Annotated in this window: 8 protein-coding genes; 6 read left to right on the top strand and 2 right to left on the bottom strand. The window is 49.9% G+C overall.

Annotated elements, in window-relative coordinates; genetic code table 11:
• Positions 1-242 precede the first annotated feature (242 nt).
• Positions 243-1,364, top strand: coding sequence for an SMI1/KNR4 family protein (locus HB364_RS29220; RefSeq protein ID WP_167291981.1), 1,122 nt, complete (start codon positions 243-245; stop codon positions 1,362-1,364).
• A gap of 130 nt (positions 1,365-1,494) precedes the next feature.
• On the opposite strand, the gene HB364_RS29225 is transcribed toward HB364_RS29220, so the two are convergent.
• Both HB364_RS29225 and HB364_RS29230 read right to left on the bottom strand, forming a co-directional pair.
• A complete protein-coding gene (locus HB364_RS29225; RefSeq protein ID WP_167291982.1) occupies positions 1,495-2,154 on the bottom strand; it encodes an NADPH-dependent F420 reductase in 660 nt (219 codons plus the stop codon).
• Positions 2,155-2,266: 112 nt separating this feature from the next.
• Positions 2,267-2,872 carry a Crp/Fnr family transcriptional regulator gene (locus HB364_RS29230; RefSeq protein ID WP_167291983.1) on the bottom strand — a complete coding sequence of 202 codons (606 nt, stop codon included), beginning with the start codon at positions 2,870-2,872 and terminating at the stop codon, positions 2,267-2,269.
• 174 nt (positions 2,873-3,046) lie between these two features.
• Between HB364_RS29230 and HB364_RS29235 the strand changes: the two genes are divergently transcribed.
• From HB364_RS29235 to HB364_RS29255, 5 genes are all read left to right on the top strand, one after another.
• A complete protein-coding gene (locus tag HB364_RS29235; protein WP_167291984.1) occupies positions 3,047-3,493 on the top strand; it encodes a MarR family winged helix-turn-helix transcriptional regulator in 447 nt (148 codons plus the stop codon).
• Positions 3,494-3,629: 136 nt separating this feature from the next.
• On the top strand, positions 3,630-4,553 hold the full coding sequence (locus HB364_RS29240; protein ID WP_167291985.1) for a DUF6268 family outer membrane beta-barrel protein: 924 nt from the start codon (positions 3,630-3,632) through the stop codon (positions 4,551-4,553).
• A gap of 407 nt (positions 4,554-4,960) precedes the next feature.
• Entirely contained in the window at positions 4,961-6,037 is a 1,077-nt protein-coding gene (locus tag HB364_RS29245; RefSeq protein WP_167291986.1) for an HNH endonuclease, read from the top strand.
• Positions 6,038-6,045: 8 nt separating this feature from the next.
• Positions 6,046-6,879 (top strand): hypothetical protein, encoded by an 834-nt coding sequence (locus HB364_RS29250; protein WP_167291987.1) that lies wholly within the window; start codon positions 6,046-6,048, stop codon positions 6,877-6,879.
• Complete coding sequence (locus tag HB364_RS29255) at positions 6,839-14,770, top strand: hypothetical protein (RefSeq protein ID WP_167291988.1); 7,932 nt, start codon at positions 6,839-6,841, stop codon at positions 14,768-14,770. The genes HB364_RS29250 and HB364_RS29255 overlap by 41 nt, the downstream gene beginning before the upstream one ends.
• The last annotated feature ends 3 nt before the right edge of the window (positions 14,771-14,773 follow it).

Here is a 14,773-nt window from a genome sequence, read left to right on the forward strand (position 1 = left end):
TGGTACGGGTCGTTTGGTGCAGGCCGGCTAATACCTGCTGATTGAAGCAGAAGTTAGGACTGGATAAGGACGAGGACCTGGAGGCTTTTGTGAGAGGGCTGGTTTGATCCCGGCTTGCACATACTGGCACATAGAGTATTCATGTTACCTGCATCGCATAATAAACAAGCATGATTTGTTAGCTATCAAATTTGTAGTATGTTTAACCGTTAGTTTCTATCCACTTATCAAAAATGAAAAACATGCAAGAGCTGATCAAGCTGCATAAAAAAGAATTCGGAGGCCTGGATCATTTTATTGAATTGGAAGCCCCCAGGGAGAAACTGCCCTATGGAGTGGCTGTTATGGACCCGGAAGAAGATGATGACCCATCAACCATCACTTCTCTGGGATTGTCGCACATTTCTCAAGAAGAGGGATCTGACATTGAACTGACCATGTATGTACAAGGTAAACTATCCCAGGAAGCTATGCGGGAAACAGGCCTTCTTTTTTACACCTTACATGGCCAGATAAGTGCGGATAAAGGATTTGTGGAGGGTGCTATTTACAAAAACCTTTCTATTCCGCTCTTTGGAGGCATGCAGGCAGTTATGGTCCGTAACAGGTTTTACCAGCAGGCTTCCTGGCTGGACGAAAACAAGCAAAAAACAAAATTAGTGCTGGTGATACCTCTTTATACAGCAGAAGCGGAGGAACTGGAAGAGATACCTGCAGCAGACAGGGCTTATTTTGCACATAATTCGCGCCTATCAATATCAGACCTGCTAAGAAAACAGGATTCCATGGTGGGGCGCGCCGTACGCAATACCTGGGCAAACATTGCCACCTGGCATAAAGACAATAAATCCAATAGTGCCACCTACTTAGCCGATGCCCTCAAGGCAACTCCCAACAGCCATGCCGGTGAGGAACTGGAAAAGAAACTCGGGTTCAAATTGCCCGTGGATTTCAAGCACTCTTTCAACCTGATCCATGAAAGGGTCTTTATAGGCGATTTTGATCTCCTTCCGGAAGCCGATATACTCGAGAAAATGAAGTCGCTGACCGACATGAATGCTGCAGGCACCTTTGAAGATGCCTTATACAAGATTGATGAAGATGCACGGATGAAGCGGGTATGGTGGCACGAAAAATGGGTTCCTATCGGATTCAACAGCGGCGGAGATCACCTCATTCTCGACATGTCGCCTGGTCCTGAAGGCATTCCGGGACAGATCCTTATTCACTACAATGACCAGGGCCCCTGGGTGAAAGGGTATCATAACTTTTTAGAATGGCTCAGTGATTATAATGTTGATCTGAACCGGAAAGAATATGGTGTTTCAGAATATGGACATGTGTTGCCTGTAGATCAGCTATAGTTTTGCCTTCCATCTCCTGGTTCGGTAATAGTCCATTCAGGAGACAACATACAACACATAAAACAAAAACAGGAGACTTTTGACAGTCCCCTGTTTTTGTTTTGCAGGAACAACTGGATTTGAACTGTCCTTACACCTTCTCCTTCGCTTCAACTGCAGTAACCACCTTACCAAGCGCCCCAAACTCATGCAGGTCGCCAAACACTTCAATGCGAATAGACTGATCAATACCGCCCACGCGTACAGGCTCAAATCCGCTGTCATGTATCAATTGCTCTATGGCGCCATTGATGCCGGTGTCATCTGTTGCATAGAACAGAACGGCAGGTACAGGCTTTTTATAAGCGGCATTGGCTAAGGAGGCAACGCCCAATGTACCCAACGCCTTGGCCAGCTTTGCTCCCTTAGGAAGGAGCGCGGAAAGGACCTGACCGGCAGACTCCTTCTCCCCTATTATCTTAACAAAGCCGCCTTTATCATCCGGCGCAATGGGATTGGAAGGGTCAACGATGATCTTTCCCTGCAGTTCGGTAGCGTATTTGCCAAGCAATTCTTTGATAACATTGAACCAGACAGCAAAAACAATGATATCCGCTTCTTTAATGGCAGCCTGTACTTCCATCGGCTGCACCAGGTTGCCCAGTTTTTGTGCAAGTACTTTTGCCTGCTCCGGTTGATGGCCGGCAATAATAACAGGACGATTACCTTTTACCAGGTTGGTAACAACAGCGGTACCAATATTACCCAATCCGATAACAGCTACTTTTGCTTTGTTTGTTGCGTTTGACATACTATTTCTTTTTAATGATGATCAATTGGTGAATACAAAGATCACACAACACCAGGGGCGCCCCCAATGATGTGGTTTAAGAAATAGTCTTGATCTGGTTTAAGCGTTTGGCTTAGACACCCTTGCTGCGTTTATTGCGCAGGCGGCTTAAAAACTCCGGCGTAATGCCTAAAAAGGAAGCGATCTGTACCTGGGAAAGACGGTTCACCAAATGCGGATAAACGTCAATAAATGACTGATACCGCTCTTCGGCAGTAGAGCTGATGGTTTGCAGCAGGCGGTCCTGCAGGCGGACAAAGCTATTCTCCATAAGCACCCTGAAAATGCGGTCAAACTTCGGCGCCTGTGTATACAGTGAAATAAGGTCGTCCCGGCTGATCTGCAACACCACGGTATCCTCCAGCGCATCAATATTCAAAGCGGAAGGACGTACACCATGAAAGCTGCCCAGGTCATTCACCCACCAGTTTTCGGTGGCAAACTGAAGGATGTGCAAGCCGCCCTGTTCATCTATCTTATACATACGCAGGCAGCCTCTTATCACAAAATAAATATGCGTACACACATTTCCTTCCTGTAATACATATTGCTTTTTGCGGTAGAGGCGGTGATGAAATTTGGCTGTAACCAGTTCTTTCTCTTCCTTGCTGAGCGGAATGAGGCGATCGAAATAATGGAGCAATGGTTCAATCGAAGTTGTAGGATCGGCCACTTTCATTTTATTATACTTAAAGGAAGTTGTAAGTATCCAAAATTATCTCTTTTTACATTGGTATACAATAAATAATCTGCCTGCTCCACTGCCCTGCCACCCAATAACACTCTTTCATAGGGTAACTTTACTTTAACAAAGTAAAGTTGATATATCAACCATTATCCTTATCTTTGTGCCATGAGCAACAATCGTGAGCGTCCTGCTCCACCCTTGATGATTTCACTGGTCGGCAGCCTCTACGGCAAAATGCGTAGGGAATGCGACAACATCTTCCGGGAAAAGGAATTCCCCCTGGAGATGGACCAGATTCCGGTCCTTATGTTACTATATTATCAGGAAGGAGCCTCTCAGCAGGAGATCAGCCAAAAACTGCAACGAGACAAAGCATCGGTAAACAGGACCGTTTCCTTTTTACTCAAAAAAGATATCGTAACGGTCATCCAGGACACCGCCGATAAGCGTAAAACCCGGGTTGAATTGACCGCCACCGGAAAAAAACTCGCCAGGCAGGCCAACACCGCTCTTGAAAAATTTGATACCGCCTTTTCTTCGGCGTTAACGGAAGAAGAAAGAAAACATTTTCAGGACATAATGCTCAAGCTTATCGGAAAACCTGCTACCTAATACATTCTTCCCATATAGTATACTACTGACTATGCCCGGAGCATGCCCGGCATAGCGCCCATTGAACCAGGCAACAGGTTCAGCGGTTGGACCTGCTATGTGATTTTCTCTAATTGTCTAAAACAAATGAACGGAAATGAAAAGAAGCATATTTCTGACGGGCATGCTATTGCCCCTATTAAGCTATTCGCAAAGCGCCGATAGCATTACACGCTCCAGGTTACTCACCGCAGCGCCACGGTTGGGCGGCGTTACCATCACCAACCAGGTCGCCCCTATCAATGCCAACGGGAATACATTTACGATGCAGCTACCCGTGGCAGACATCGGGATACCGCTCTACAAAAACTTCACCTCCAAACATCCTGTTTTAATAAAAACAGGCCTGCGTTACCAGGGACTCCTGCTTTCCAATGAAAAAAACATAGGCAGTACCAACTTCCACTCCATTACCGTTCCCCTGCTGTTCAGTTATTCCTTCTCACGCGCCACCAGCATTACACTGCTGGGCTCGGTGTCTGTGGGCTCCGATTTCAAGCGTTCCATCGAAAGCGAAGACATGCAGTACATGGCTGGTGTACGAATAGGTTTTCGCCAAAACAAATCATTCAAATATGGGGTTACCTTCGCCTACATCAACAGCTATTCCGGAGAATACCTCCTTCCCCTGCCCGACTTCGACTGGACCATCAACAAAAAACTCAGCTTTACTGGTATCTTACCTGCCAGGGCTTCTTTAAAGTACAAACTTTCGGCAGCACAATCCCTGGGTCTTACAGCCAGTATCGGTGGCAGCATGTACCGTCTGCATGAAGGTGAGCAGGCTCAATACCTGCATCTACGGCAAAACAGCGGCGGGCTTCTTTATGATCTTTCACTGGGCAAGAGATGGAAATTCAGCCTCATAGCCGGTCATACCTTTATGCAAAAGCTGGAAACATTCAATATGGATCAAAAGATCCCGTTCAATAAATTCAATGAACTTGATGACCGGAAACCCAACGTATCTTATAGCCAGAATTCTTTTATCTTCCAGGGAGGGATCAGTTACCAGTTCTGATGAGAATGGTAACAGGTAAGCGCAGATCAACGATGCGATAAGTAACCGGCACACAGGCCGGTTACTATGTTTATAGTATACCTCCGTTCTTTCCCAGCATATCTTCAACAAAAAAGTATTTATACTTTTTCAAATCCGTCCAAAAAAAGGTGTTTGTACCCGTTTATTCAATCTGCTTGTTCCATAACTTCGATAAGCTTTTTTGATACTACTACTCCGCCGATCTCAATCCAGACCTTATCAGTAAATAACGGGCTGCCTACTCTCTTGTAGCTGAAGTTATTTATTGACACCTTTTTGAAAACATAGCGCATGGCAACCATGCCATGTATTTGAGTCAGCTATACCATATGGTAAAGCTGAAATATAACTCTATTGTTCTATCATCACTATTTTAACCTTACAATATGAGGCCAGTTAATAAAGGTACCGCCGGCACCAACGGATACACGTACAACATCAATTCGCCCATTATATTTGGCAAAGCGCCCTATAGTAAATTAGCCAGAGAACTACTCGGTAATGATGACACAGACGTAAATGAGTGTACCGTTTTTTTATTAGACCTTGTGAAAAGCCCCAATCAACCAACAGCCAAAGAAGCGAAATTAAAAGTTGGCATTGAGGGAAGATTGGAAACCATGTATAAAACGGCAGCACTGCTGCTGCTTAATCGCCTGGGCAGTTGCTGCTCTTACTGCGAGAATATTATTACCACCTACCTCGAAGTAGAACATACAGTACCCAAAGCCATCTATCCCACCTTCACCGTCATCTGGAATAATTTCCTGGTGGGTTGCGGCCCCTGTAATCAATACAAGGGCGATGACCCGGACAGGGCCACGGTAAGGGGATGGCTCGGCAATAACAACCCAACAGAACAAGAGTACTACAACGAAATACGTACCAGCAGCTATGTATGGCCCGACCTCGACGCTTCTTCCTACAATGACCTGCCTGCCGAACTTTGGTATTTCAGCAACAGCAGCAATGCATGGCAGCAGGTCCCCGCACCCGGCAACACCAATCTAAATAACGCCATTGTATCCACCGACCTTGGCAATAGGGTGATCAATGCCAGCATCAACCTGCCTGTCGGCATGAGAACACGGAGCGTACAGGTCAGGATTGGAGACAATACGGCTCATCACAACGGCAATGACATGATCGGTTTATGCCGGCTGAACGATCTTGGCAACCTGAACAACACCAATGACCGCCGCCTCTTTGCCCGTACCGAAGCTTATTTCAATGCCCTATTGATGTTAAACACCATTTTAAACGGACAGGTAAACCAACAAGTTTTTGATCTGCTCTGGCCCAATTACCTCATGCTCGCAAAGACAAAAGGATTCTATTCCGTATTCCTGCGGTTGCTGACTGGCAGAACAGATCCTTCCAACACAGCGCTTCCGCACAAATTTGTAACAGACACCAATACCGCCATGTATTTCCCCAACACCAATACCGCTCAACTTCCCTAATCTTTTATATGAGACCACTGCTTAAAACAGTTCCGCAAGCTTTATTCGCTACCCGGCCGGTACATCTCCTGCTGATGGAAACTACCGGTGAATATTGCCACTTGTGTGAAAGCCGCCTGCCCGATCAGGCAAGGGCCTTGAATAAACGTACAGGCACTGACCTCGAAGGCATCATTGCTCCGGAAGTATGGCCACAGGTATTATTAACCTGTGAGGTTTGTTTTAAGGCACAACAACTGGCAGCATTGCTGCAAAGCCCACCTGCCAGTCTATTATATCCCGACGAGCAACTTACTTTTTCTGTCAATAAGGAAACATCCCCCTTTGTATATGAAAAGAAACCGGTGACGCGCTACCTGCTGGATGAAGACAACAATGCCATCGGCAGCCCGGAAACAGTAGAACTGGTGATTGTACGGGGCACTACAGAAAGCGCCCGGGCTACCATCAATCATTTCGACCTGAATTCAGCCTGGTACGCGGAAGCAGACAATACCCTACGCATCCCGTTGCAGGAACATTTATCTGCAGCCGACCTGCGCGTGCATCAGCGTACGGAGATATGGGGCCTGGTAGATGATTATGTGAAACGGTACCGGCAATTGCTGGAATTAAACAGGGATATGGCTGGTATCATGCTGGAACACGGAAGACTATTAGCCGCCGCCAGCGGCTTCTGGTCAGTATGGGCCACCCTGTTATGGGAGGGAACAAATGACCGGGCCGCACTGTCGGCCGTATTATTGCCCAGGCAGGCCAACTTAGCCGCCGCAGCGCGCGCGGAAGGCCAGGCAACCCCGCATGACGTATTTCCAGGTACGCATCCGGATGTATTTCGCTAACGCAACGTCCATTAACCGCAATAACCTTACTATGGATCTGTCTATGCAGCAAACGATTGAACCAGTGGTCCTGGATCCTGTACTGACCGCTTTGCAGCAAAGCCTGCAACAGGCCTGGGATACCAATCCCGATCACTACCTGCCGGTAAACGCGCAAACCATCGGCACCGGTGGCGCCGCCATCATCACGCTTTTCCAAAGCAACCTGAACATTACCGGCTATACGCTTACCGGCAATATCAGCATCACGCCCGATACCAATGACAATACCCTTACCGTGGCCGGTGATAGCGCCGATACCATCATCGCCATCGGCGGCCCCACCCTTACTGCGGTATTTAGCGTGGTAAATCAACAACTGGAAATTGAACTGACCCTCGCAGCACAAGATCCCTGGACCTTTGCCGATACCTTTCCAGCTTTTGCCAATACCTGGTTTGCTCAATTAAACTTTGTAGATACAGACACCATCTTCCCTGTATTCATCCTGTCCGGCATCCAACACACGGTACCAAACGGAACCATACAGGCAGGGCTTAATTTCAGTGCACAGTTAAACCTGCAGCCGCCCTGGAATATCCTGCTCAGCCTCGTGACCAATGCGCCCAATCCGCTGCCGCTGTTGGGCAAAGTGGTCGTCAACGATCCGGTCACTACATCTACCAACCTGCTGGCTGCCCTACCCTCTTTTTCCTTTAACGTGCCAGGGATCAAAACACTTGCTTTCAACAATCCCGGCTTTGGGGTTAACGGGCTGGCTACCGTTTATGACAGTGTCAACTACCTGCAGTTGGATTGCTTCGTTATGGCCGACATTACCCTCGATGGCTACACACTGCCGCTGGCAGCAAGATTGCCCATCGGCGGCTCCCAGCCATTGCTTATGCTGCAGCCCGGCAAACAAGTTGCGCTGGCTGAGATTGCCGGCTTTTTCACCGCCCTGTTCACCGGTTCGGCGCCCGGCGTGCTAAGCGCTGCACTGCCAACCTTCCTTGATACGCTGCTTAACAAATTCTCCCTGACCGGCTTTGTTGTCACGCTGAAAGGAGACTGGAGTGGATTTGATGGCATCACCTTGTCCATTGCTTCTACCAATGCACCAGACACCGTATTGTGGCCCCTCCTGCCAGGCGTTTTCGAATTGAAGGAAGCAGGTATCGCCATTCAGTTACAGCCTGCAGCGGGCAATACTTACGCCACCAGTGGCAGCATCTGGGGCAGCGTGGCAGTAGGTCAGAGCCTCCTTATAGGCACTGTCATTCCCCTTCCTGTCGGCTCCGGCGAATGGATATTTTCCGCCAGCGCCGCCAATGCTATTCCAAACCTGGGGCAATTTGCTCAATTCCTCGGAGGAGATAAACTGGGCGGGTTACTGCCGGCCCATCTTGCTGATGTCGGAGGATTTTCGTTGACCAACCTGACCATCAAATACAACCCGGCCACCCAAACACTTACCAGCCTTTCAATAGCACTGATCACGGATAATACCTGGACCATCATTGAGAACTGGTTCCTCGTAAAGCAGCTTTCCCTGCAAATGCAGGTAAATACGCCCCTGACCAGCCCGCAGCTTATTGGCAACTTCACCGGCACCCTCATCATAGGCAGCATAGGTGTTACAGTATCTATACAGCGGGCTGTACCTACGGCCGACTGGATGCTGCAAGTGCAAACCACATCTATTGTATTGCCTTCGCTGGGAGATATGACACAACTACTGGGCGGTACTCAACTGGTAAATGTATTGCCCAACTCCATCGTGCAAAATCATTTTAACCTCGATGACCTTACCATCAGCATCAACATCTCGCAACAAAAACTCAACATACTTTCCTTCCTGCTCGATTCGCCCGATCAATGGGACATCATCACCGGACTATTGGCTATTAACAAGCCAGGCGTGTACCTCAATTTCGACTGGACCAATCCGCCAGGCGTTGCCATCACAGGCCGGATATATGGTGATCTTATTTTTGCCGGGGCCGACTTCTATGTAGAGGCTGTTAAAAATACAGATAGCTGGGACCTCTCCGCCTCGCTGCAGGAAAATACGCCGCTCACCCTTTTCAATGCAGCAGATGCTATCATTCCCAACAGTTCGCAACAACTGGCCACATTGGGGGCGCCCAACATTGTACTCAGCGTAGCCAATATAACCTATCATACCAAAGACAAAAGCTATGAGCTGGAAGGCGTGGTCAACATCAACGACCCGGTGAAAAACCAGCCCTGGTCATTCAATGTGGGGCAAACGGGCATTGCCATCAAAGACATTGGTATAAAAGTAACGTCAAAGCAAGGCGACAATAAAGAACCACAAGGCACCAAGGTATTCCTTAAAGGCACCTTGCAGATTGGCGCCAATATTACCTTCAACATCACGTATGAGGTAGGCGGCGACCTCGTTATCAAAGGAACACTGGTGGAGGCAGGACAATATGTAAGTTTGAAAGACCTCGTAAGCGGCCTCTGCAATCCGGATGCCAGCCACGTTTCCTGGACCAGTGCCTTTGAATCATTGGACCAGGTACGGTTTACCAATGTACAGCTCAGCTTTACCATTGGCACCAATCCTTCTTTCCAGGTATATGGGACCATGCTGATAGCCGGTGTGCAGGTAGACGCCGTGTTTGTACTCACCAGGCAAACCACCTGGAACTTTGTGGTGGGCGTGAAAGTATCCATGAGCCCGAACTGGAGCATTCCGGGTTTCACCAATACCCTCTCTACCTTTAATCTGCAGCAGGCCACCTTCGCACTGGTCATATCATCCTTCGACAATCCATATACCTTGCCGCCTGCCATAGGCATTACCGAAGTGACTTCAGTGGCCAAAGGATTGAATTTTTATGCGGCATTCCAGATCAGTGAAACAGATAACCGTTTCCAGGCGGCCAAAGCCGTACTACCCACCGGCGTATTGCCTGTGCAAACCAGCCTCGTGATCCAGGGATTGATCACCGATCCGCTGGACAAGTCCTATGTGGAAGTGGTGCTCAACAGTGTGGCAGGCGGCCTGCCCCTCATGGGATGGGAAGCCGTACGGCTAAAGAAATTTTCACTCCGGTTATATGCAGAACCTGCTATTGCCTTGCACGGGGAATTCATCATGACCATGATCACCGATGCGCAAAACAATTACCTGATACTCGCCATTGATCTGAAAGCCTCTGTTTCAGAGATCGCGATCGTATTCATTCCCAGCATGCCTTTTAAAGACAGGCCGGTCATCATTGCCTGGGTCAATGCACTCGGCATCACAGGGCTTACCTTTTACCTTACCGACCTGGAGCTGGGTATTAAACCTTTTGCCGGCCCTGCGCTTACCGGCACCGTAGGCGGCGGCATTGATTTCACTTCATCACAACACCCGGGCGTGGTACACGCCGCCGCAGCCATTGTGCAACCCAATACCGTCATGGCAGGCAGGCTGCCGGATCCCGTCATTGTGCAGGAACTGCACCGGAAGTCGGCATTACAACTAATGAGCGCCAATGGTACCACCACCTTTTGCGACATGAACGCTCCCATTAACCTCAGCCAGCCGATAGATACCAATATCCGGGTGGAAGGAAAGATCGGGTTCCTGATCGTGCCGGAATCACCGGAACCCGTTATCCCCAATAAAGTGGGACTACGGATGGTCAACTTTACCTTGCCCTATATGCTGCGGCGCTTTGCCAACATCACATTACCGGAAGTATTATTCCCCGTACTCTTTCCGGATATTTGCTTCTACGTTAGCTTTGATCCTACCAAACCCTCCAAAACACTCGAATTCGAATTCAACGGGCAGATCGTTGTCTTTGGGTTTCACGGACATATTGCCGCGCAATGCAACCAGAACAGGATCTACCTCAATGCCGGCATGGACCCCGTGGCATTTGCTGTCAATGGCTCCAACCTGCTCGTTATTCAGCGTTCCGCAACAGATGCTGCCAACGGGCCCTTTGTCATCATTGACAGCGCCCCGGTAAAACCGGAAGACCCCAATCTTTCTGCCGCGCTCTATTGCAACTTCTTTGACTTCATCCTATTCCAGGGTACCGCACTGGTGAAGGTAGACCAGCACAATATTGCCGACTCTTATTTCTATTTCGACATGGCAGGCTCCGCCGGGAGCCTGGCCAATATGCAGCTCCACCTGGAATACCAGAAAGCCAAATACCTGAACATTACCGGTAGCTTTGCACTGTTCCTGGATACAGCGCATATCCCGGGATTTGACATTACCAACAACAACAATAACCAAACGGTACGCGCGGCCGATCAGATTGACCTGAGTAAAATGCCCGGGCAGGGGGTAGACCTCGCAGCTACCTTTACCATGATCCTCGACAACCGTGGCATTACCCCCAACTTTACCCTCAATGGCTCCGGCGGTTTCCGCGTTCACGTAGGTCCCTGTGATATTCCGTTGACCTTACAATTCAATGTAGGCAGCGTCAACGCCAATACCATCAGCCAGTTGCCGGCAACCATTGCCTCGCAAATGATGGCCAATGCAGCCAGCATCTTTACTGCCATGTACCGCACCGCAGAATGTTTTGCAGAACTGGTGAAGCTGGGTGTCATCATCTTCAATGACGCCGTGGAAGCAGCCAAAGTACTGGCGAAGTTCTTTGTAACCGGCATTGACCTCGCCTCCAAACTGTTGGATGAGTTGGGCAATGATGTGGAGAAGGTAGCCGACTGGTTATGGAATATATTCGACAGCAAAGATTCAGAGAAGAATACCAAAGCGCTTAAAGACAATACCAACTATAGTGATGATGACATTGCACGTGCCGTAAAAGATACGGCCGGCCCAACCTATACAGCCGAAATGCTCATCCGCGACCAGGCTTATGCAGGATATAATGCCACACAGGCAGCCGGCGCATTGGTGAAAAACTTCAGCCAATACAACAATGACCCGGTCAATACCGGCAAACTACTCAAAGCAAAATACAGTTACCTGCAGATAGCACCAGCCCTGCACACCCAATTCCCTTCCTACACCTCAAAAGCAGAAGACATGTACACGGTTTTACAACAGGTATTTACTTCCACGCTTACCGCACAGCAAATGGCCAACGCGCTGGCATTAATATACCCGGCAAAGGATGTGGCAAGAGCACTGAGAACACATTATCCTCCCGATACAGATACCGCCCCCAAAATGGCCACCCTGCTCCTGACCGCTTACCAGCAGGCAGGACATCCCCTCCTGGTAAACGATCTCGCAGGAGCGCTGGCCCCACTTTATTCCGCCGCAGCCGTAGCCAAAGTGCTGAAGGATAACTTCCCCGATCAAACCGGTACACCCGGCGCCATGGCCGGCATCCTGCAAACAGCCTATACAGCCGCCGGCATAACACTACAGGCAGCCGACATGACCGGGGCGTTGGCCAATGCACCATACGAAGCAAAACTAGTGGCACCGGTTATTCATACCAGGTACCCCAACGATACACAAACCGCCCTGCAGATGGCGCAACTACTATATGCCGCCTACCCCGCTATACAAAGCAACCCGGGAGATATGGCAGTAGCGCTGGCTGCAGTACCTTATCCGGCCGCAGGCATTGCGACCGCCTTACAAACCTTGTATCAGCAACAGGTGCAGCATGCCGCACAAATGGCAGCATTGCTGGCGCAGGCACAGGTACTGCCCAAAGACGCCGCACCGGTATTAAAGCAACTGTACCCCACTGAAACCGCCACGCCGCAACAGATGATTTCGATCCTGTTGACTGCCTACCAGGCCACGCCCATAACATTTACCAATATGGCCGCAGCACTCGCGGCAGCCCCCTATGATGCAGCAGACACTGCTCCGGCATTGCATACCCAATACCCGCTGCAAACACAAACGGCAGCCGACATGCTCACCGGCCTGCAGCAGGCATACACCAATCCTGCTATCACTGTTGCAGTGATGATGAAAGCGCTGAAGGCTTGTACCTATCCCATCAGCGACATTGCTGCTACCATCAAACAGCACTATGCAACCGACGTACCACATGCCTTGCAAATGGCGCAGTTGCTGGCGCAGGCCCCGCCGGTTACCGCAGCAGACGCAGCGCCCGTTTTACAAACATTATATCCGGCCGATACCAACACGGCGCCACTCCTGGCAGCCGTACTGGCGCAGGCCCCGTACCTACCACACGATGTAGCGCCTGTTATCAAACACCTGTTCCCGCTGGCAGTACAAAAAGCTACCGACATGTATTCCCTGCTGGTAACAGCCTACCACCCTACTGTTATAACAGCACCGCAAATGGCGGCGGCACTGGCCAATGCGCCGTACGATGCGGTGGAAGTATCACCGGTGCTCAAAACCAACTATCCTGCTGATACCGGCACACCCGCTTTAATGGCGGCCCTGCTCAATACGGCTTATACCACGCCGCTCACAACAGCACAAATGACCGCTGCACTGGCCAAAGCGCCGTATATAGTAAAAGACGTAGCAACCTTCCTCGTGTCACAAACCACGTATGCCCCCGATGTAAACACGGCCACCAAACTGGCAAACGTACTGTACAACGCTTACCAGCCTGGCATCCAGGTAGCGGATATGCTGGGCGCACTGGCGGCCGTTCATTACAATGCGTACGAAAGCGCAGCGCCGGTAAAATCATTGTTTACAGCAGCTACGCCTGCTGAACTGGCCGTAGCCCTCGTAGCTACCTGGCAACCCATCGCCCCGCTCGGTTCATTAACGCTGGGACTGGCGCTGCAATCTGCCTCAGTAGCACAGAACGACCTCGTGGTAGCAGTACATACCGCACTACCCGCTGTCACCGCCGGCGAAATGGCAGCACTGTTGGTCATTGCTTATTCCACCAACATCACAGCCGCATTGAGTGCAGCAGACTCCAATAAAGTATCGGGCAAGAACATCATTGCCACCGGGCCTATCATTACCCAAAACATTCCTGCCATCACACCGCCCGAACTGGCAGGCGCGCTCGTCAGCGTATTCACGCCACCGAATACAGTAACAGATGATCTTAGCAAGGCACTTTGCAAGAGCTATACTACTCCGTCCGCTACCGGTATAGCCAGCGGTATCATGGCAGCTTTCCCGGCTACAGATGCCAACGGCCTGGCTGCCACACTCACAACAGGATACAGCTTTATCGGGCAAACATTGTCGACAGATGCGATGGCCGCAGCCATCGTAGCCGGGTTCACCTTTATAGGAAAGGACATTACAGAAACGCAGTTGGCACAATTACTGGTGGCAAAGTATCCTGGCCTCACACCATTGGCAGCAGCAAAAGCAATAGTAGGCGCTTATGGCGCCGCCAATACAACAGTCGCCAAAGTACTGGACGGACTATTTGCCGGTTTCCCCACCCTTACGCCCTTACAATCGGCGGTAGCCTTGCAACAATCCTTTTCCCTGCCGCAGGATCAGGCGAAGGCCATCGCGCAACCGCTGGTGCCCAAATTCAGCCTCACCCAACTGCCCAATCACGTAGGCTGCATCTCATTGGCCATGAAAGCAGCCGGTTTCCCGCTGACTGCAGTAAGCGGTGCATTTGGCATCATCTACAGTCCCGACTGGAACGCGGCCGATTACACTATCCTGTCCAATGTATACACCGGACAAACCTGGGCAAGCCTGCTGCCATTGGTCAATGCAGGCAAAACAGCCGTGGAAGCCGCACAGAGCCTGAAAACGACCTATCCTTCTTTACTGCCGGGCGACATGTGTCCGCTGCTGGCCGCAGGCTTCTACCTCGTGCATGTAAATACAGCAGTAAGGCCAATGGCCATTGCCATGAAAGCAGCCGGGTACACATTGGTACAAACAGCCGGGGCCATGGGCATACAGTACACACCCGGATGGACAGCGGCAGATTATGCTATTGTAGTGGACGTTTATAAATCATAAAAA

Origin of the sequence: Paraflavitalea devenefica (assembly GCF_011759375.1) — a bacterium.
Lineage (GTDB): Bacteria > Bacteroidota > Bacteroidia > Chitinophagales > Chitinophagaceae > Paraflavitalea > Paraflavitalea devenefica.